This is a genomic window from Streptosporangium sp. NPDC050148 (assembly GCF_055586505.1).
Map to the genome: position 1 here is coordinate 210,547 of NZ_JBVJIA010000003.1, position 20,058 is coordinate 230,604.

Sequence of the window (20,058 nt, forward strand, 5' to 3'; positions counted from 1 at the left end):
GGCGACATACTGGACCGCAATCCGGCGGGCCGCGCCCGGACACGTGAAGCTGAAGCCTTGACGGAGGGAAGCGCCATATGAAGGCGGAGGAGCGCTGGCAGGCCAGGTTCCGCGCGCCGCGCGTGACGCTGCCCGTGTGGGCGGGTCAGGCCCCCAGCCGGTCCGTCTACCGCAGCAACGCCTCGGGAGCGTGGGAGGTCTACGCCTGGGACCGGGCGTCGGGTTCCACCCGGCAGGTGACCTCCAGGCCCAAGGGCACCTCGCACGGCGCGATCGACCCCACGGGCCGGTGGATCTGGTGGTTCGAGGACACCGACGGCGACGAGTGGGGCCGTTGGATGCGCCAGCCCTTCGGCGGCGGGCCCGACGAGCCGATCGACCTCCCCCCGGGCTTCCCGTCCGGGCTCGCGCTGGCGGCCACCGGCGACGCGGTCGTCGGGATGGCCAGGCCCGGCCAGGGCTTCACCGTCCACCTCGTACGGCCCGGCGAGCCCGCCCGGACGGTCTACGAGCACTCCGAGGCCGCCTCGGTCTCCGCGGTCTCCCTGGACGGCTCCCTGATCGCGATCGGCCACAGCGAGCACGGCGACGCCCGCCACCCCGCGTTGCGCGTGCTCCGGCCGAACGGCGAGGTCGTCGGCGACCTGTACGACGGCCCCGGCAAGGGCGTCCTCGGCCTGCGCTTCGCCCCGCTGTCCGGGGACCGCCGGCTGCTCACCCTGCACGAGCGCAGGGGCCGCCGCGAGCCCCTGGTCTGGGACCCCGAGACCGGCGACCAGCGCGAGATCTGGCTGCGCGACCCCGGGGAGATCACCGCCGACTGGTACGACGACGGCCGGTCGCTGCTCGTGGTGCGCGCCAACCGCGGCCGTACCTCCCTGACGCGCTACGACCTCCCCGGCGGCGGGCTGTTCCCGATCGAGACCCAGCACGGCGTGATCGACGCCGCCGCGCCCCGGCCCGACGGCTCGGTCGAGTACTCCTGGTCCAGCGGGGCGCACCCGCCGCTGATCCGGTCGACCAGCGGCCACGTCGTGATGAACCACGGCGGCCCCACCTCGCCCCCGTCGGTCCCGGTCGAGGACGTCGACGTGGAGGGGCCGGGCGGCCGCATCCACGCCCTGGTCTCGCGCCCAGAGCGCGGTTCCGGGCCCTTCCCCGCGGTCTTCCTGCTGCACGGCGGGCCCACCGCGCAGGACGACGACTCGTTCGTGCCGCAGGTGGCCGCCTGGGTGGACCTCGGCTTCGCGGTCGTACGGGTCAACTACCGCGGCTCGACCGGCTACGGTTCGGCCTGGCGGAACGCCCTGCACGGCGACCTCGGGCACATCGAGCTCTCCGACGTCGCCGCGGTCAGGGAGACCATGGTCGACCGGGGCGTCTGCGACCCCGACCGGCTGGTGCTCGCCGGCGCGTCCTGGGGCGGCTACCTCACCCTGCTGGGCCTGGGCACCCAGCCCAAGACGTGGGCGGCGGGCATCGCCACGGTGCCGATCGCCGACCACGAGGCCACCTACCGGGAGGAGGCCGAGGGACTGCGCTCCTACCACCGCGCGCTGTTCGGCGGCTCCCCCGAGGAGCAGCCCGAGCGCTACGCGGGCAGCTCGCCGATCACCTACGTCGACCAGGTCGAGGCGCCCCTGCTGATCCTCGCCGGGGAGAACGACCCGCGCTGCCCGATCGGGCAGATCGAGGCGTACGTGGCGCGGCTCGCCTCACGCGGCCACGAGCACGAGGTCTACCGCTACGACGCGGGCCACGGCTCCCTGGTCGTCTCCGAGCGCATCGCCCAGATGTCGGCGCAGCTGGACTTCGCCCGCAGGCACATCAAGATCGACAGCTGACCGCACCGCCACGCTCCCCGGCGTACGGCCGGCAGGCGCGGGCGGGCAGGGCTGCCGGGAACGTCCGGCAGACGCGACGGACGCGGCGGTCAGCGGGCGCGCAGCACCACGATCGCCATGTCGTCGGCGCTCGGCTCGGGGGCGAAGTCCTGGACGGCACGGCGGATCCGTTCGGCCACCGCCCGTGCCGACAGGCCCGCGCACTCGGCGAGCAGCCTGGCCAGCCCCCCGTCGTCGTCGAGCAGCCGCCCGCCCCTGCGGCGCTCGGTGACCCCGTCGGTCACCGCCAGCAGCACGTCACCGGGGTCGAGGTGGACGACCTCGGCCTTGAAGGTCGCCTCGGGGAACACGCCCAGCAGCGACTGGGAGGTCACCACGGTGTCCACCTCCCCGTCGGCGCGCAGCCTCAGCGCCTCCGGATGCCCGGCGGAGACCATCGACACCTCCAGCCCGCTCGCGGACGGGGTGATCTCCCCGTGCAGCAGCGTCAGGAAGCGCGCGCGGTCGCCCTCGTCCAGGATGGCCTGGTTGAGCCGGTCCAGGACCGCGGCCACCCCGTAGCCCTCCCGGGCCAGCAGCCGCAGGGTGTGCCGGGCCAGGCCGGTGACCGCGGCGGCCTCGGGACCCGTCCCGCAGACGTCGCCCACCGCGAACCGCCACGAGGACTCCCCGGCCGCGAACAGGTCGTAGAAGTCCCCGCCGACCTCGTTGGTCTCCCCGGCCGGCTCGTAGACCACGGCGGGGTCGAGACCGGGGATCTCACCCGGCTCGTCCGGGGGGAGCAGGCTGCGCTGCAGCGCCCGGTTGGCCGCCGCCTGGGTGGCGTACAGCAGGGCGTTGTCCAGTGCGAGCGCGGCCCGCCGGCCGATGTCCTCGGCGTACTGGAACACGTCCTCGGCGAACCGGTCGGGCCGGCCCAGGCACATCGCGCCCAGCGTGCGCCCGCGCGCCAGCAGCGGGATGATCAGCATCTGCGAGTCGGCGAGCTGCATGGACCCGCCGGTCTGCGGGATCTGGACGGCGTCGAGCTCCTCGCGCAGCTCGTCGATGCGCTGCTCGTCGGTGTGCCACAGGTAGGCCGGCCGCTGCGGGCCGCCCTCGTTGTTCCAGGTGTAGACCGCGCACCAGGTGGCCAGCCTCGGCACCACGATCTGCGAGATGATCGCGGGCACCATGTCGGGGTCGAGGGTGCCCGCCAGCAGGTCGCTGGCGTCGGCGAGGAAGCCCATCCAGATCGGCCCGCGATTGGGCTCCTCGGCCGTCCACTCCGAGGACGGCCGCCCGGAGGAACCGGGTAGCCTGAGTTTGGCCCAGTGTGTGCGCTGCTGCCCGGCGAAGGTGACACCCCACTCCTCCACCGGCACGGACGGGGCGTCGAAGCCCGACTCCGGTGCCCGCCTGTGGCGCACCTCTATCTGCAGACCGTCGCCCAGATGGCTCCAGACGATCTCGAAGGGAACACCGGTCACCTGCGACGAGAGATCCATCGCCAGCCGCTCGGCGGGCGCCATGACGGACGCGGCGGCCCAGGCGGTCATCACCTCTCTGGTGAACCGCCTGGCTTCGGGGACGGCCGTCTCTCCCGGGGCGAAGGTCGCCGCCAGGACGGCACGGGGAGCACCGGTCATTGTTCCGTGACTACCACACTTCCCGTTGACATGGGGTGAATCGAAGGTAGGACTACACATTGCGCACCGTGACAGACTGGTATGACTCACGGCTGCGCCCCCGGGAGTCAAGGAGGTCACATGACCACGGTCGACACCGTGCCCGACGTCGAGGAGCGACGTTACAGCGAATCGGACCTGAGGCCGATTCTGCAGACGCTCATCACCTGGCGCGACGGTGACTTCCGCCGCCGGGTGCCGCACGCCCCGCCCGGTATTCTCAGCGAGATCCGCCTGCTGCTCAACGAGGTGGCCGACCGCCGAGAGCACCTGGCCAACGAGCTGCACCGGGTGCGCCGCGAGGTGGTCAAGGAGGGCCGCTTCAGCGAGCGCCTGACCCCCGGCCCCGGCGTGGGCTCGTGGGCCGAGAGCGTCGACTCGGTCAACGCGCTGATCGACGCGCTGGTCGGCCCGGTCAGCGGGGCCGCCGACGTGATCGACGCGGTGGCCAAGGGCGACCTGTCGCGCCGGATCGACCTCGACCGCGGTGCCCGGGGCGAGGTGCGCCGCCTCGGCAAGGCGATCAACGGCATGGTCGACCAGCTCTCGCTCTTCACCTCCGAGGTGACGCGGGTGGCCCGCGAGGTCGGCACCGAGGGCCGGCTGGGCGGCCGGGCGAACGTGCGCGGGATGTCCGGGAGCTGGCGCGACCTCACCGAGGCCGTCAACACCATGTCCAGCCGCGTCTCGGCCCAGGTCCGCGACATCGCCGCGGTGACCACCGGGGTGGCGCGGGGCGACCTGAGCCGCAAGGTGACCGTCGACGCGGTCGGCGAGATGTTCGAGCTGAAGAACACCGTGAACACCATGGTGGACCAGCTGCTGGCGTTCGCCGAGGAGGTCACCCGGGTGGCCCGCGAGGTCGGCACCGAGGGACAGCTCGGCGGCCAGGCGCAGGTGCGCGGCGTCTCGGGGGTCTGGAAGGACCTCACCGACAACGTCAACGTGATGGCCGGCAACCTGACCACCCAGGTGCGCGCCATCGCCGCGGTCTCCACCGCGGTCGCGCAGGGTGACCTGTCGAAGAAGATCACCGCTGACGCGCAGGGCGAGATCCTCCAGCTCAAGGACACCCTCAACACGATGGTGGACCAGCTGTCGATGTTCGCCGACGAGGTCACCCGGGTGGCCCGCGAGGTCGGCACCGAGGGCCAGCTCGGCGGCCAGGCCCGGGTGCGCGGCGTCTCGGGGGTCTGGAAGGACCTCACCGACAACGTCAACTCGATGGCCAACAACCTCACCTACCAGGTCCGCAACATCGCCGAGGTCACCACCGCGGTGGCCAACGGCGACCTGACCCGCAAGATCGACGTGGACGCGCAGGGCGAGATCCTCGCGCTGAAGACCACCATCAACACCATGGTCGACCAGCTCTCCTCGTTCGCCTCCGAGGTCAGCCGGGTCGCCCGCGAGGTCGGCTCCGAAGGACAGCTCGGCGGCCAGGCGCAGGTGCCCGGCGTCTCCGGCACCTGGAAGGACCTCACCGACAACGTCAACGTGATGGCCAACAACCTGACCACCCAGGTGCGCCAGATCGCGGCCGTCTCCACCGCGGTGGCCCAGGGCAACCTGTCGAAGAAGATCACCGCTGACGCGCAGGGCGAGATCCTCCAGCTCAAGGACACCCTCAACACGATGGTGGACCAGCTGTCGATGTTCGCCGACGAGGTCACCCGGGTGGCCCGCGAGGTCGGCACCGAGGGCCAGCTCGGCGGCCAGGCCCGGGTGCGCGGCGTCTCGGGGGTCTGGAAGGACCTCACCGACAACGTCAACTCGATGGCCAACAACCTCACCTACCAGGTCCGCAACATCGCCGAGGTCACCACGGCCGTCGCGTCGGGGAACCTCAACCGCAAGATCGACGTGAACGCCCAGGGCGAGATCCTGGCGCTGAAGACCACCATCAACACCATGGTCGACCAGCTCTCCTCGTTCGCCTCCGAGGTCAGCCGGGTCGCCCGCGAGGTCGGCTCCGAGGGCAAGCTCGGCGGCCAGGCCCGCGTCGAGGGCGCCGAGGGCATCTGGAGGGGCCTCACCGAGAACGTCAACGAGCTCGCCGCCCGCCTGACCACCCAGGTGCGCGCCATCGCCGAGGTCACCACGGCCGTCGCCACCGGCGACCTGACCCGTTCCATCACCGTCGACGCCGAGGGCGAGATCGGCGAGCTGAAGGACAACATCAACATGATGGTGTCGGTGCTGCGCGACACCACCACCGCCAACCAGGAACAGGACTGGCTGAAGTCCAACCTGGCGAGGATCTCCCGCCTCATGCAGGGCCACCGCGACCTGATGGAGGTCGCCAGGCTCATCATGAGCGAGCTGACCCCGCTGGTCTCGGCCCACTACGGCGCCTTCTACCTCGCCGAACCCGCCGGCGACCACGACCTGCACCTCATCGCCGGGTACGGCGCCCGTCCCGGCAACGGCCCCCGCCAGCGGTTCGCGACCGGCGAGGGCATCGTCGGCCAGGCCGCGCTGGAGGGCAGGGGGATCGTCCTCGGCAACGTGCCCGCCCGCTACCTGACCGTCGACACCGGCCTGAGCACCTCCACGCCCGCGCAGATCGTCGTGCTGCCCGTGCTGTTCGAGACCCAGGTGCTCGGCGTGCTGGAGCTGGCCTCGTTCAACGAGTTCAGCGAGGTCCACCACGACTTCCTGAACCAGCTCGTCGAGACCATCGGCGTCACGATGAACACGATCATCGCCAACTCCCGTACCGAGGACCTGCTGACCGAGTCGCAGCGCCTCACCACGGAGCTGCAGGAACGCTCCGACGAGCTGCAGCGCCAGCAGGAGGAGCTGCGCCGCTCCAACGCCGAGCTGGAGGACAAGGCCGCGCTGCTGGCCAAGCAGAACCGGGCCATCGAGATCCAGAACTTCCAGATCGAGCAGGCCCGACGGACGCTGGAGGAGCGCGCCGAGCAGCTCGCGGTCTCCTCCCGCTACAAGTCCGAGTTCCTCGCCAACATGTCCCACGAGCTGCGCACCCCGCTGAACAGCCTGCTGGTGCTGGCCAAGCTGCTCACCGAGAACGCCGACGGCAACCTCACGCCCCAGCAGGTGGAGTTCGCCCGCACCATCCACGGCGCGGGCTCGGCCCTGCTCCAGCTCATCAACGACATCCTGGACCTGTCCAAGGTCGAGGCCGGGCGGATGGACATCCACCCCCAGCAGATCTCGCTGCCCAAGCTCGTCGACTACTTCGAGTCCACCTTCGCCCCGCTGGCGCAGGACAAGGGCCTGTCGTTCACCGTCGAGGTGGACCCGTCGATCCCGCAGGAGCTGCGCACCGACGAGCAGCGCCTGCAGCAGGTGCTGCGCAACCTGCTCTCCAACGCGATCAAGTTCACCCCCAAGGGCGAGGTGAAGCTGCGCGTGATGCACGCCAGGCGCGCCGTCGCCTTCGTGGACGACACCCTGCGCGGTGCCGACGGCATCCTGGCCTTCGAGGTGGTCGACACCGGCATCGGGATCGCCTCCGACAAGCTGGAGGTCATCTTCGAGGCGTTCCGCCAGGCCGACGGGACCACCAGCCGCAAGTACGGCGGCACCGGCCTGGGGCTGTCGATCTGCCGGGAGATCGCCCGCCTGCTCGGCGGGGAGATCCACGTGGTCAGCAAGGTCGGCGAGGGCAGCACCTTCACCCTCTACCTGCCGCCCTCCTACGGCGGCCCGCTGGCCTCCCGCGACGGCGGGGCCAGCGCCCTCACCTCCTCCCCCCGCAACCCGGTGCTCCTCGGCGTGACCGACGAGCCCGACGAGCTGCCCGAGCTGCCGGAGATGCCCGCGCTGCCGATCGGCGAGGACATGCCGCTGCCGGCCTTCTCCCGGGAGGAGGGCAAGCCGTGGAAGGGCGAGGACCCGCTGACCGGCGCGAAGATCCTGATCGTGGACGACGACATCCGCAACGTGTTCGCCCTGACCAGCGTTCTGGAACGCTACGGCTCCACGGTGATCTACGCGGAGAACGGCCGCGAGGGCATCGAGCAGCTGGAACGCAACGAGGACGTCTCCCTGGTGCTCATGGACATCATGATGCCGGAGATGGACGGCTGGGCCACCACCTCGGCGATACGCCGGATGCCCCAGTTCGCGGATCTGCCGATCATCGCGCTAACCGCTAAGGTCATGCGAGGCGACCGGGAGAAGAGCATCGCTTCCGGCGCCTCCGACTACGTGCCCAAGCCCGTGGACGTCGACCGCCTGCTCGAACGGCTGCGCGGCTGGCTGACCCGGGGCAAGCCGGCCGGCGACTCCGACGAAGGCGTGTGATCGATGCCGGACAGAGCCAAGATCCTCCTGGTGGACGACCGGGAGGAGAACCTCATCGCGCTCGAGGCCATCCTCAGCTCGCTCGACCTCGTACCGGTCCGCGCGAAGTCCGGGGAGGAGGCGCTGAAGGCCCTGCTCGGCACGGAGTTCGCGCTGATCCTGCTGGACGTGCGCATGCCGGGCATGGACGGGTTCGAGACGGCCGCCCACATCAAGCGGCGCGAGCGCACCCGCAACATCCCGATCATCTTCCTGACCGTGGTGGACAGCGCTCCCGACTACGCCTTCCGCAGCTACGCGGCCGGCGCGGTGGACTACCTCACCAAGCCCTTCGACCCGTGGGTGCTCAGGGCCAAGGTCGCGGTGTTCGTGGAGCTGTACAACATGAACCGCAGGATGGCCGAGCAGGCCGCCATGCTCCGTGAGCGTGTCGGCGCCGAGCTGCCCCCCGGCGAGCCGTCCGACCAGGCGGCCGTGCTGCCCGAGCTGTCCCGCCGCCTGACCTCGGTCGAGGAGGAGCTGGTACGGGTCGTCGAGCTGGTCCGCGAGAACGGGGACCCGCGCCTGGCGGGCCCGGTCGCCGAGCTGTCCCGCCGCCTCGACCACCTGCGGTCCGGCTTCGACGCCCTGACCTGACGGGCGCCCCCCTCACCACCGTCCGGGCCGGGGCGGGAGGGGCGCCGGCGGGGTCACTCCTCGGCCAGCACGGCCTCGCCGACGTCCCCACGTAGCCGGTCGTTGGCCCGTTCGAGCGCGGCGAGCACGATCTCGCGCTGCTCGTCGCTCGTGCCGCCCATCGTCTGCTCGGCGAGTTCCGCCCACACCCGTTCGATGGCCGGCACCAGCTCGTGGCCCGCGTCGGTCACCACGATGCGCACCTGGCGGCGGTCCGTGGCGACCGCCTCGCGGCGGAACCAGCCGCTGTTCTCCAGCCGGGCCAGGCTGCGGGTCGCGGTCGGCGGCTCGATCCCGACCCGGGCCGCCAGCTCCGAGACCGTCATCCCCTCGCGCTCCTGGGCCAGCAGCCAGAGCAGCACGTCCTGGCCCGGGTGCAGGCCGAGCTCGGCGAGCTTGCGCGCCTTCACGGCGCGGTAGAGCTTGCTCATCTTGTTCAGGGCCCGGTTGACGCGCATCGCCTCGCTTGCATCCACGACCGCCATCCTATATCTATATAGTCGGCTAATAGATAGCCGACTAATAGATGGTCGGCTAAGCATTGGAGGAACGATGAATCTCGGACTCGACGGCCGGGTCGTGCTGGTCACCGGGGCGTCCGGCGACATCGGCTCCGCGATCGCCAGGGCGTTCGCGGAGGAGGGCGCGCCGGTGGCCGCGGGCTGGCACGGCAACGAGGAGGGGGCACGCGCCGTCGTCGACCCGATCGTGCGGGCGGGGGGCAGGGGCATGACCGTGCGGATCGACCAGCGTGACCGCGAGTCGGCACGGGCGGCGGTACGCCGCGTCGAGGGCGAGCTCGGTGACGTCGCGGTCCTGGTCGCGAACGCGGTCGCCTGGCCGGACAGGACGCAGGAGACCTGGGACGGCCTGACCGACGGCCTCACCGCGAACGTGACGGGGACGATGGCCGTGATCGACGCCGTCCTGCCCGGCATGAGGAGCGCGGGCTGGGGGAGGCTGGTGCTCATCTCGTCGGACGTGGTCGACCAGCCCATACCCGCGGGCGTGGCCTACCCCGCCGCCAAGAGCGCGCTGGAGGCGGCCGCGAGGGTGCTCGCCGTCCGGGAGGCCCGGCACGGCGTCCTCACCAACGTCGTGCGGCCGGGCTTCACGCTGACGGAGCGAGCGCTGAACACTCCCGGGCTCGGACGGCCGGCCGTCGACGCCGAGGGCGCGCAGACACCGACGGGCCGCATCTGCACGCCACAGGACGTCGCCTCCGCGGTCGCCTACCTGGGCTCGGCCGCGAACGGGCACGTCAACGGCGAGATCCTCTCCGTGGCGGGCGGGCGGCAGCTGACCCGCTGACGGCGGTCACCGCGCGTCCCCGGCCGGACGGCCCGCGCCTTCCACCGGCTTCGCCACGCCCGGTGCCCACGCGCCCGGCGACGGCTCGGGAGTAGCTCCGGGGGCTCAGCGCCGGGCGCGCTCCAGGGCGTCCCAGAAGCCGCGGCGCAGGGCGTGCCGGACCTCGTCGTGCAGCAGGAAGTCGATCGGCAACGACGACCCCTGCAGCAGGCGCGCCTCCAGGTCGGAGGGCATCCGGGGCTTGCGGGCCAGGACGGCCTCCAGCCACAGGGCGGGCGCGTCCTTGGCGACGGACTCGCCGAAGTCGTGTCCCTCCTTGTGCGCGGCCTGCACCGCGTCCGAGAGGGTCGTCGCACCGGGGCCGGGGCCGGTGCTCTGCTGCGGCACCGGAGCGGCGTGAGGGCCGGTGTAGGCGCCCATCTGCGAGGGCTGGTACGCCGGCATGCCGCCGGTGTTGCCACCGCCCAGCGAGTACTGCGGGGCGGCCGGCGGCGGCCCGGCCTGTCCGCCCGGTGCCGCGTGGGACGGCGACGGGGACGGAGGGGTCGCCGCCTGGGACGCCTGCGGTGCCTGGGCCGGCTGGCCGGACGGGGCGGGCGGGGCGGCCTGCGGGAGCGGTGACTCCTGGGTGTAGCTCGGATAGGCCGAGGACGGCAGCGCGGGCTGGGCATGGGCCGCGCGGGACTTCTGCACCGCCGGGACGGGGCTGGTGACCGGGGACCCGTTGGCGCCGCCGGCGCGGGAGGGGGCGGACTGCCCGTTGCTCGCGTGCCGGTGGCCGTTGACCGCCAGGGCCGGCGTCTCACCGCTGATCAGGCTGACGTGCGGGCGCAGATGGGTGGCACCGATCTCGATGAGGTCGTCGCACTCCTGGCGCAGCGTGCGGGAGACGGCCCAGCTCCCGTCGGCGCTGATGTGCACCACGGTCACCCGGACGCCGAGGTCCTGGGCGTCGCACACGACCTGTGCCAGGTCCTCGTCACCGCTGACCACGACCGCGTCGCAGACCGCGCCGTTGCGGGCCAGCGTCATCAGGTCACGGTGGACCTGGGCGTCGACGCCCTCGCGACGACCGGGACGGATGCGCGACAGGCGGAGCTTCAGGCCGGGGATGTCGGCCAGCGTGTCGTGCTCGGGCGTACGACGGCCCTCCACGGTGGCCTCGTACCAGTAGCAGCGCAGCAGCGGCAGGCCGGTGCGCTCCCTCGACAGCTTGTTCAGCAGCTGGAGCAGCCCCGGATAGTCCCAGGCGACCGATTCGCGATGGCGGGTCCCGTGCACCGCCATCGCGCCGTCGGCCAGCAGGTAGCCGGCGTCCACGAACAGCGCACAACGATCCACACGACACCGCCCTTCCTACGTGGCCCGATCCTTCGGCTCAGACAGGCCTAAAACAGCCCCTGAGAGACCGGACAGACGGCCCTTCCTCAGGGTAATCAAGCGGCTGACCCTTCGAGGGTGAATCCCGACGATTCCACCCGCGCTCGACCAAACGTTGGAGTGTTCACCGCAGACCGTACCAGTTTGTCCCGTTCACGATCTGGTCCGAATCTGGTTCGAATCTGGTTCGACGAGACGCGCGCGCACCCGCTCCCCGGCCATCCTGCCATCCGCTCCCGGGAGTGTCGTGCGGAGTCGCGCGATCGCTCGCCCACGGAGTCGCGGGAGCACGCGACCGACGCGGTCACCGAGTCGCGGAGACGCGCGGTCGCGGGGGCGCGGGGGCGCGGGGGCGCGCGGTCACGAAGTCACGGGGGCGCGCGATCGCGGGGTCACGGGACCGTCTGGACGCTCACCGCCGCCACGCCGAACAGCAGGACGTCCTGGCGCGTGCCGAGTTCCAGCACCGGGTCACGTCCCAGCGGGGCCCGGAAGCGGTCCACGTCCGTGCCGAACGTCGCCCCGCCCCGCGCCCCGGTGGCGGACCCGTCGAACGGGTTGCGCGGGTCCCGTCCCCCGCCGACGGGCCGCAGCGTCCGGCCGCCGACCCGTACCCGGTCGCCTCGCACGTCCGCGTCGCCCTCCCAGGTCACCAGCGCCATTCTCGCGGCCACGCGGGCGGACGTCAGCCCGTCGAGCGGTATCCGCACCGAGCGGCGCCCCGTACCCAGCACGGTCGCGTCGTCCACCACCACCGCCTGGCCGTACGGCCGGCGCGGATCGGCCACGATGACCACCAGCCCCCACCCGGCGTGCCGTGACACCCCCGGTCGCACCGAGGGGTCCGCCACCCAGTACGTCCCGCCGACCCTGCCCAGCAGGCGCGTCACATCGGCGAACGCCCGGTAGCCCCTGCCCACGGGCAGTTCCCTCTGGACCACCTCGGACGCCCTGACCTGCCGGTACTCCCTCTCCCCCGGCGCCTTGAACTTGATCCGCCCGCCGGGGGGCGCGCTCGCCGACCAGTAGAGCCCCGCCCAGACCACCTTGCTGGCCGATGGCAGCAGAAGCCGGGCCGCGCTCGACACGCGCGTCGAGGGATCGGTGTCCCGGTCGAGCAGACGCATCCGCCAGCCGTTGTTGTCGCGCCTGCCGCCCTGGCGCGCGCGGGCGCTCTCGCACTCCGGCCGGGAGGCGTCGCAGCTCAGCAAGGTGTTGCCGATCGCGGAGACGGCCACCCTGCCGTCGGTGGCGAACCTGGCCGGGGCGCCCGACGCCCGCACGCCGGTACGGGCCCCGGCCGTGGTCCGCGTCCCCGGGGCGGAGACCATGACCGAGGGCGCCGCACCGGGGACGGCCTGGTCCGACACCATGACCCTGAGGAACACGGCCGTGACCCGGCCTGCCGGGAGCGGGCCGCGCACGCACCGCGCGCCCCTGCTCCGGGCCCGGCAGGACCAGCCGTCCACCGTGCCGACCGGTGTCACGACACCGACGGCGTGCCCCCTGGGGGAACCCGACGGCAGGGTCACGCCGCGCGGAAGGACGACGTCGGCGACGACCTCCCCGCTCGGCCCGCCCCCGGCGTTGCGCAGCCGCAGCGCCACGATGCCCGCCTTGGACCTGACCAGGGCGCCCATCACGTCGATCGTGGCCACCAGGTGGGGCACCGGCGCGCCAGGGGTCACCCCGGCGGGCCCGGACGGCGACCCGGCGGGCGGCGGTACGGCTCCCGGCGTACCACCGCCCGTGCCGTCTCCCACTCCGTCTCCCGTGCCGTCCTGCGGCGGTGCCAGCGGGTCTCGGGCGCCGGGAGACGGCACACCGGGCGTACCGGCACGAGGTGTGCCGGGGCCGGTCGTACCGGCGTCGGGTGTGGAGGCGCCGGGGACCGGGAAGGCGACGATCGGCTCGGAGGCCGCGCTCGGCGGGAGGGCCTCCCGGCGGCCCGGTGCCAGGACGAGGACCGCCGCCACCGCGACCACGACCGCGGTGACCGCGGCCCCTGCGATCAGGGCACGCCGCGTGGAGCGGGGCGTCCTGCGCCAGAGACCGGGGAGCCCGCCCCCGTCGGCCGCGCCCAGCCTGCCGAGCGCCGCCAGGTAGGCCGGGAACGCGGGGCCGACGACGAGCGGGCCGACCACGGAACGCAGGCTGCGGCCGATGCCGGTCACCTCCGTGAACACCGCCCGGCAGCCGGAGCAACCGTCCAGGTGCTCGTTCACCACCCTGCCGTGCGCCCTGGCCAGGCTGCCGCGGACGTAGGGGCCCAGCCTGGCCAGCACGGGCCTGCACTCGGGCACGTGGGACTCGGCCAGATGGATGCGCAGGCACGCCTGGCGCATCCCCTCCCGGGCCCGGTAGGCGAGCGCGTCCGTCCCGCCGACCGTCAGGCCCAGCAGGAGCGCGGTCTCCTCGGGCGGGGTCCTCTCGACCTCGGTGTGCCACAGCACGAGCTGCCAGCGCTCGGGCAGCGAGCGGAAGGCCCTGGCCACCGGCGAGCGCTCCAGTGCCGCCGACGCCGGATCGGTGAGGGGCGCCCCCGGGTCGAGGACCCCCGTCTCCCCTCCGGCCGGTTCCCCGCCGGTACCGGACGCGGTGCCACCGTCCCCCGAGGCGGCACCGTCCCCGGCTCCGGCCCCTCCGGCACCGTTCCCGGCCCCACCGCGTCCGGTACCACCGTCTCGGGCACGGTCGGCGGCGCCGTCACCGTCCGCGGTGCGGTCCGTCGCGGCGCGGTCCGTCACCAGGCGGCGCAGGGCGGTCAGCAGGTAGATGCGGAACGCCTGCTCCGGGCCGTCCCCCCGGGCGACCACGCGATGGACCTCGGTGAACGTCTCCTCCACGACGTCCGCGCCCCCGGCCTCGTCCCGCACGAGCAGGCGTGCCAGGGCGTGCGCCGCGTGGGCGTGCCGCCGGTGGAGCAACCGGTACGCCGCCGGATCGCCGTTTCTGGTGGCGGCCAGCAGCTCGGCATCGCCTTGAGATGTTTTCCCACTCATTGTGACCCCGTCATTACCCATGGTTGCCTGCCGGATGATCCCGCAGTCCGTGCCGGGAGTAAACCCGGATCGCACTTTTGCCGCCGCAGGGCCGGGAGAGGAGCCGTCGCGCACCGTCCGGGACTCCGGCCGCAGGTCACGGGGATTCCAGCGGGTTTCGCCGGGTGTCGACGCGTTCAGGGGAACACGGAGGGATGTCGTGTTTTTCGGGGAGTTCCGGCGTGAGGCCCGCGAGGGGACGGGCCCGATCGGGTGACGGCGGGGCCGCCCTAACCTGATTGCCATGAGCGATCGCGAGAACCTGCTGGTGGAGATCAAGGGCAAGGGCGTGGTGCACGGCAAGGTCGTGCTCTCCTCGGGCCAGGAGGCCGACTTCTACGTGGACATGCGCCGGGTGACCCTCGACGGGCAGGCGGCGCCGCTGGTGGGACGGGTCATGCTGGACCTCACCCAGGACCTGGAGTACGAGGCGGTCGGCGGGCTGACGCTGGGCGCCGACCCGGTGGCGACCGCCATGCTGCACGCGGCCGCGGCCCGGGGCAGGACCCTGGACGCGTTCGTGGTCCGCAAGGCGCAGAAGGCCCACGGCATGCAGCGCCGGATCGAGGGGCCGGACGTGGCGGGGCGGCGGGTGCTGGCGGTCGAGGACACCTCCACGACCGGCGGGTCGCCGCTGACCGCGGTTGAGGCGCTGCGCGAGGCGGGCGCCGAGGTCGTGGCGGTCGCCACCATCGTGGACCGCGGCGCCGCCTCGGCGATCGCCGAGGCCGGGCTGCCGTACCGGACCGCCTACACGCTGGCCGACCTCGGCCTGGCCTGAAGGAGCCCGTACCCCTTCCGGGGTCACTCGGAAGGGGTACGGGGCCCCGGGGCACGCGAACCCACGAGCGCGAGCCCGGGAGCGCGGACCCCGGGAGTGCGGACCCCGGGAGTGCGGACCCCGGGAGTGCGGACCCCGGGAGTGCGGACCCCGGGAGTGCGGACCTCGGGAGTGTGAATCCGGGAGCGCGGATCGGGCAGAGTGCGGCCCGGAGGTGCGCGGTCAGTCGCGGGAGACCGTGAACTCCTCGCGCTCCCCGGGCCTGACCGGGGGACGGACGGTCCCGTTCACCTGGACGCGGACGGCGGCCGAGTCCGCCAGGACCACGTCGACCTTGGGGTCGAAGGACTGGAACCGCTCGTCCCGGACCATCTCCCGGTCGAACAGCACGTCACCCCCGGTGACCTTGAGGAAGACCGTGGGGCACTCCTGGCGCAGGCACTCGACGAGGACGGTGGGGACCCGTTCGGCGGCGGGTGCGGGGGCGGGGGAGGAAGCGGCGGCCCGGGTGGGCGTCGTGGCCGTCTTCTCGTCGGAGCCGGAGCCGCCGAACAGCGACAGGACGCCGAACACGATCAGGGCGACGAAGGCCGGCACCACCAGTCCGAGGAGGACCAGGCGCGCGATACCCATGGGGTCGGACCTGTGGCGTCCCACACCGTGGAGATTAGCGGTTCATGAGGAGATTTCACGACCGGTCCGAAGGATCGGGGCGTACGCCACCGGATCCGGAAGATCGTACATTCCGGCCCAGGTCATGCCGGAAAATCACCGACGCACAGAAAGCAGGAGGACCGGGGCCCGGGAACCCTCACCCGGGCCGGTAGCGTAGGCCGCGAAAGTACCCGGTGGACCTCTGCACCACCCCGAAGGAGTGGGGTGCGCTGTCCGGCCGGGGACGGAACCCGGGATACTGGCCTACGGGCCATGTCCTCATGCCCCGCGCCAGCTGTTCACAGCCGTCTCCAGGGAGATGACACGATGCCTATCGCGACCCCAGAGGTCTACGCCGAGATGCTCGACCGGGCCAAGGCGGGAGGTTTCGCCTACCCGGCCATCAACGTGACCTCTTCACAGACCCTCAACGCCGCGCTCAGGGGGTTCGCCGAGGCCGAGAGCGACGGCATCATCCAGGTGTCGACCGGCGGTGCCGACTTCCTCTCCGGAACCACCGTCAAGAACATGGTGACCGGTTCGGTGGCGCTGGCGGAGTACGCCCGCGTGGTCGCGGCCAACTACCCCGTGACGGTCGCCCTGCACACCGACCACTGCCCCAAGGACAAGCTGGACGGTTTCGTCCGCCCGCTGCTGGACATCTCCCTCGAGCGGGTGGCCAGGGGCGAGGACCCGCTCTTCCAGTCGCACATGTGGGACGGTTCCGCCGTCCCGCTGGACGAGAACCTGGAGATCGCCAAGGAGCTCCTCGAGAAGACCGCCCGCGCGAAGATCGTCCTTGAGGTGGAGATCGGCGTCGTCGGCGGCGAGGAGGACGGTGTCGTCGGCGAGATGAACGACAAGCTCTACACCACCACCGACGACGCCCTCGCGACCGCCGAGGCCCTGGGCCTGGGCGAGCGGGGCCGCTTCATGCTCGCCGCGACCTTCGGCAACGTGCACGGCGTCTACAAGCCGGGCCACGTCAAGCTCCGCCCGAGCGTGCTCAAGGACATCCAGGAGGCGGTCGGCACCAAGTACGGCAAGGACAAGCCGTTCGACCTGGTCTTCCACGGCGGTTCCGGCTCGCTGCTGGAGGAGATCCACGAGGCCATCTCCTACGGCGTGGTGAAGATGAACATCGACACCGACACGCAGTACGCCTTCACCCGCCCGATCGTCGAGCACATGTTCAAGAACTACGACGGCGTGCTCAAGGTCGACGGCGACGTCGGCAACAAGAAGGCGTACGACCCGCGCTCGTACGGCAAGGCCGCCGAGACCGCGATGGCGGCGCGCATCGTCGAGGCCGCGCAGCACCTGAAGTCCGCCGGGACCAAGCTCTCCTGAGACCGCGTTCTCCCCGGTCGCGAGCGTGCCCCTAGACCGGCTCCCGGAAAGTCTCCGGGAGCCGATCTTGGCCTCACCCGGGTACACCAGGTAGGACTGTGGTTATGGAATCGCACGAGAACCTCCTCGCGGGCCCGCCGCCCACCCTCCTGCCGGATGTGCCCGAAGCCCGGGAGGCGCTGGAATCCGGCGCCAAAGCATCCGACGTCGCCGCGCGCTTCCCCGCTCATCCGGCCGCCTGGGCGGCACTCGCGGAAGAGTACTTCGCCGCCGGGCACGCCGTGACGTCGTACGCGTTCGCCCGCACCGGCTACCATCGCGGCCTCGACCAGCTGCGCAGGGCGGGCTGGAAGGGGCACGGCCCGATCCCCTGGGAGCACCCCGCCAACCAGGGCTTCCTGCGATGCCTGTACGCGCTGGCCCGTGCCGCCCAGAGCATCGGGGAGAAGGACGAGGCCGAGCGCTGCTTCCAGTTCCTCAAGGACTCCAGCGCCACGGCGTTCGACGAGCTCACCGGGAGCTGAGACGGGTCCCACCGTGACCGGACCCGGCACGCCCCCAGGGTCCGGCACAGGTCCGCACGGGTCCCGGACACACCCCTGACCTGGACCTGATCCGGCCCTGATCCACCGAGGGGATCTCCCGCCCCGCCCTCCGGCGGCAGGGGGGAGATCCCCATTTCGGACGTCGTCGGGTATTCTCTCCTCGCAAGAGCCCCTGTCGCGATTGCGCCAGGGGTTTTCGGTTTTGCGGTTGGAGATCACGATGCCGGCTGTGGTTCTCGTTGGTGCCCAGTGGGGCGATGAGGGCAAGGGGAAGGCGACCGACCTGCTCGGTGACCAGGTCGACTACGTCGTCAGATACCAGGGAGGCAACAACGCGGGACACACGGTCGTCATCGGCGACCAGAAGTACGCGCTGCACCTGCTGCCGACGGGGGTGCTCTCCCCGGACGTCGTTCCCGTGATCGGCAACGGCGTCGTCATCGACCCGGGCGTGCTGCTCAGCGAGATCGACGGCCTGGCGGCCCGCGGGGTCTCCGCCGAGCGGCTGCTGATCTCCGCCGACGCGCACCTGATCATGCCCCACCACAAGGCGCTGGACAAGGTCACCGAGCGCTACCTGGGCAAGGCCAAGATCGGCACGACCGGCCGCGGCATCGGTCCCGCGTACGGCGACAAGATCTACCGGATGGGCGTGCGGGTGCAGGACCTGCTGGACCCGGGCATCCTGCAGAAGAAGATCGAGGTCGCGCTGGGCGAGAAGAACCAGATCCTCACCAAGATCTACAACCGCCGGGCGATCGACCCGGAGAAGGTCCTGGAGGAGTACCTCGGCTACGCCGAGCGGCTCACCCCGCACATCGCCGACACCTCGCTGGTCCTCAACAGGGCCCTGGACGAGGGCAAGGTCGTGCTGCTGGAGGGCGGCCAGGGCAACCTGCTCGACATCGACCACGGCACCTACCCGTTCGTCACCTCCTCCTCGCCGACGAGCGGCGGCGCCTGCTCGGGGTCGGGCATCCCGCCGACCCGGCTGACCCGCGTGATCGGCATCCTGAAGGCGTACACCACCCGGGTGGGGTCGGGCCCGTTCCCGACCGAGCTCGACGACGAGATGGGCGAGTGGCTGCGCACCACCGGCGGCGAGTACGGCGTGACCACCGGGCGCAACCGCCGCTGCGGCTGGTTCGACGCGGTCATCGCCCGGTACGCCACCCGGATCAACGGCGTCACCGACTACTTCCTCACCAAGCTGGACGTGCTGTCCGGCCTGGAGACGATCCCGGTCTGCGTCGCGTACGAGGTCGACGGCGTGCGTCACGAGGAGATCCCGATGACGCAGACCGACTTCCACCACGCCAAGCCGGTGTACGAGGAGTTCCCCGGCTGGAAGGACGACATCACCGGCGTCCGCAGCTTCGACGACCTGCCCGCCAACGCGCGGGCGTACGTCAGGGCGCTGGAGGAGATGAGCGGTGCCCGCATCTCGGCCATCGGCGTCGGCCCCGGCCGCGACGAGACGCTCCAGATCCACCCGATGATCTAGTTTCGCCCCCCTGCGGATCGCGTCCGGACGAGACCGGGCGCGAGCCGTACCGGGGAATCGGCGCGCGAGGTGGATAAGGTCCCTGTGTGCATGCCGAGATCCACGGTCATCGAGGAGCCCGCGGGCTCCGCCCCGAGAACACGCTGCCCGGCTTCGCCCACGCGCTGGAGCTGGGTGTCGACGCACTGGAGCTCGACGTCGCGCTGACGGCGGACCGGCGGCCGGTGCTCACGCACGACCTCACCGTCTCCCCGGTGACCAGCGCCGACGTCCGCCCCGCCGTCCACGGAGACCCGCTGTACCCGTACGTGGGCAGGCCGATCGGCGAGCTCACCCTGGCGCAGCTGCGCACGCTGGAGTGCGGGGTGCGGGTGCCGCGCACCCCCGAGGACCGTTTCGCCGCGACCCAGGTCCCGGTGCCGAACACCCGGATGCCGACCCTGGGCGCGGTGCTGGCGCTGATGGACGCCTACGGCGCCGACGGGGTACGGGTGCACGTGGAGCTCAAGTCGGACCCGACCCGGCCGCACCTGAGCGCCGACCCGGCCGAGTTCACCGAGCTGGTGGTCGCCGAGCTGGACCGGCACCGCAGGCTGGACCGGGCGGCGATCCTCAGCTTCGACTGGCGGATCCTGCGGATCGCCCGCTCGCTGGCCCCGGCGACCCCGCGCTACGCCCTGATCGAGCGCGCCACCATGGACCACGCCTGGCTGGACGGCCTGCGCCTGGAGGACTTCGACGACGACGTCCCGGCCGCCGCCGCGGAGGCCGGGGGGACCGTCCTGTCCCCCGAGCACGTGCTGGTCGACCCCGAGCTCGCCCGGCGGGCCGAGAAGGCCGACCTGCCGCTGGCGGCGTGGACCGTCAACGAGCCCGCGCGGGCCGCGGAGCTGCTCGACCTCGGGGTGGCCGCGATCGTGACCGACTACCCCGACCGGATGATCGGCCTGTGGTCCGAGCGGGGCATGCGCGTCCCCGCGCCGGTTACCCCGGCGCGCTCGATGAGCGCCTGACGCGCCCCCGGAATGCAC

At 72.2% G+C, this 20,058-nt stretch carries 14 protein-coding genes; 9 read left to right on the forward strand and 5 right to left on the reverse strand.

Annotation, left to right across the window (positions count from 1 at the left end; all coding sequences use genetic code 11):
* The first annotated feature begins 77 nt into the window (after positions 1-77).
* Positions 78-1,844, forward strand: coding sequence for a S9 family peptidase (locus ACZ6RT_RS04545; protein WP_470152224.1), 1,767 nt, complete (start codon positions 78-80; stop codon positions 1,842-1,844).
* Between the two features lie 89 nt (positions 1,845-1,933).
* Here the strand turns inward: ACZ6RT_RS04545 and ACZ6RT_RS04550 are convergent, their stop codons facing one another.
* Positions 1,934-3,472, reverse strand: coding sequence for a PP2C family protein-serine/threonine phosphatase (locus ACZ6RT_RS04550; RefSeq protein WP_470152225.1), 1,539 nt, complete (start codon positions 3,470-3,472; stop codon positions 1,934-1,936).
* A gap of 120 nt (positions 3,473-3,592) precedes the next feature.
* On the opposite strand from ACZ6RT_RS04550, the gene ACZ6RT_RS04555 reads away from it, so the two are divergent.
* Together ACZ6RT_RS04555 and ACZ6RT_RS04560 are read left to right on the forward strand one after the other, a co-directional pair.
* The gene (locus tag ACZ6RT_RS04555) at positions 3,593-7,786 is read left to right on the forward strand and encodes a HAMP domain-containing protein (protein ID WP_399185250.1); all 4,194 of its coding nucleotides are present in this window, start codon (positions 3,593-3,595) and stop codon (positions 7,784-7,786) included.
* A gap of 3 nt (positions 7,787-7,789) precedes the next feature.
* Positions 7,790-8,422 carry a two-component system response regulator gene (locus ACZ6RT_RS04560; protein WP_399185248.1) on the forward strand — a complete coding sequence of 211 codons (633 nt, stop codon included), beginning with the start codon at positions 7,790-7,792 and terminating at the stop codon, positions 8,420-8,422.
* A 53-nt stretch (positions 8,423-8,475) separates the two neighbouring features.
* Here ACZ6RT_RS04560 and ACZ6RT_RS04565 read toward each other — a convergent pair whose 3' ends face one another.
* The gene (locus ACZ6RT_RS04565) at positions 8,476-8,937 is read right to left on the reverse strand and encodes a MarR family winged helix-turn-helix transcriptional regulator (RefSeq protein ID WP_399185247.1); all 462 of its coding nucleotides are present in this window, start codon (positions 8,935-8,937) and stop codon (positions 8,476-8,478) included.
* A 76-nt stretch (positions 8,938-9,013) separates the two neighbouring features.
* On the opposite strand from ACZ6RT_RS04565, the gene ACZ6RT_RS04570 reads away from it, so the two are divergent.
* Positions 9,014-9,772, forward strand: coding sequence for an SDR family NAD(P)-dependent oxidoreductase (locus tag ACZ6RT_RS04570; RefSeq protein ID WP_470152226.1), 759 nt, complete (start codon positions 9,014-9,016; stop codon positions 9,770-9,772).
* Positions 9,773-9,877: 105 nt separating this feature from the next.
* Here the strand turns inward: ACZ6RT_RS04570 and ACZ6RT_RS04575 are convergent, their stop codons facing one another.
* On the reverse strand, positions 9,878-11,113 hold the full coding sequence (locus ACZ6RT_RS04575) for an NYN domain-containing protein (protein WP_399185245.1): 1,236 nt from the start codon (positions 11,111-11,113) through the stop codon (positions 9,878-9,880).
* Positions 11,114-11,544: 431 nt separating this feature from the next.
* Entirely contained in the window at positions 11,545-14,154 is a 2,610-nt protein-coding gene (locus tag ACZ6RT_RS04580) for a zf-HC2 domain-containing protein (protein ID WP_470152227.1), read from the reverse strand.
* A 283-nt stretch (positions 14,155-14,437) separates the two neighbouring features.
* Here ACZ6RT_RS04580 and pyrE point away from each other — a divergent pair, with 283 nt between their 5' ends.
* Positions 14,438-14,974, forward strand: coding sequence for an orotate phosphoribosyltransferase (gene pyrE, locus ACZ6RT_RS04585; protein ID WP_470152228.1), 537 nt, complete (start codon positions 14,438-14,440; stop codon positions 14,972-14,974).
* Positions 14,975-15,196: 222 nt separating this feature from the next.
* Here pyrE and ACZ6RT_RS04590 read toward each other — a convergent pair whose 3' ends face one another.
* A complete protein-coding gene (locus ACZ6RT_RS04590; protein WP_470152229.1) occupies positions 15,197-15,607 on the reverse strand; it encodes a hypothetical protein in 411 nt (136 codons plus the stop codon).
* Between the two features lie 348 nt (positions 15,608-15,955).
* On the opposite strand from ACZ6RT_RS04590, the gene fbaA reads away from it, so the two are divergent.
* The 4 genes from fbaA to ACZ6RT_RS04610 all read left to right on the forward strand — a co-directional run bounded on the left by fbaA (position 15,956) and on the right by ACZ6RT_RS04610 (position 20,040).
* A complete protein-coding gene (fbaA, locus tag ACZ6RT_RS04595) occupies positions 15,956-16,978 on the forward strand; it encodes a class II fructose-bisphosphate aldolase (RefSeq protein WP_470152230.1) in 1,023 nt (340 codons plus the stop codon).
* Positions 16,979-17,082: 104 nt separating this feature from the next.
* A complete protein-coding gene (locus tag ACZ6RT_RS04600) occupies positions 17,083-17,502 on the forward strand; it encodes a DUF3151 domain-containing protein (RefSeq protein ID WP_399185240.1) in 420 nt (139 codons plus the stop codon).
* Between the two features lie 241 nt (positions 17,503-17,743).
* Positions 17,744-19,027 carry an adenylosuccinate synthase gene (locus ACZ6RT_RS04605; protein WP_399185239.1) on the forward strand — a complete coding sequence of 428 codons (1,284 nt, stop codon included), beginning with the start codon at positions 17,744-17,746 and terminating at the stop codon, positions 19,025-19,027.
* Between the two features lie 86 nt (positions 19,028-19,113).
* Entirely contained in the window at positions 19,114-20,040 is a 927-nt protein-coding gene (locus ACZ6RT_RS04610) for a glycerophosphodiester phosphodiesterase family protein (RefSeq protein ID WP_399185238.1), read from the forward strand.
* The last annotated feature ends 18 nt before the right edge of the window (positions 20,041-20,058 follow it).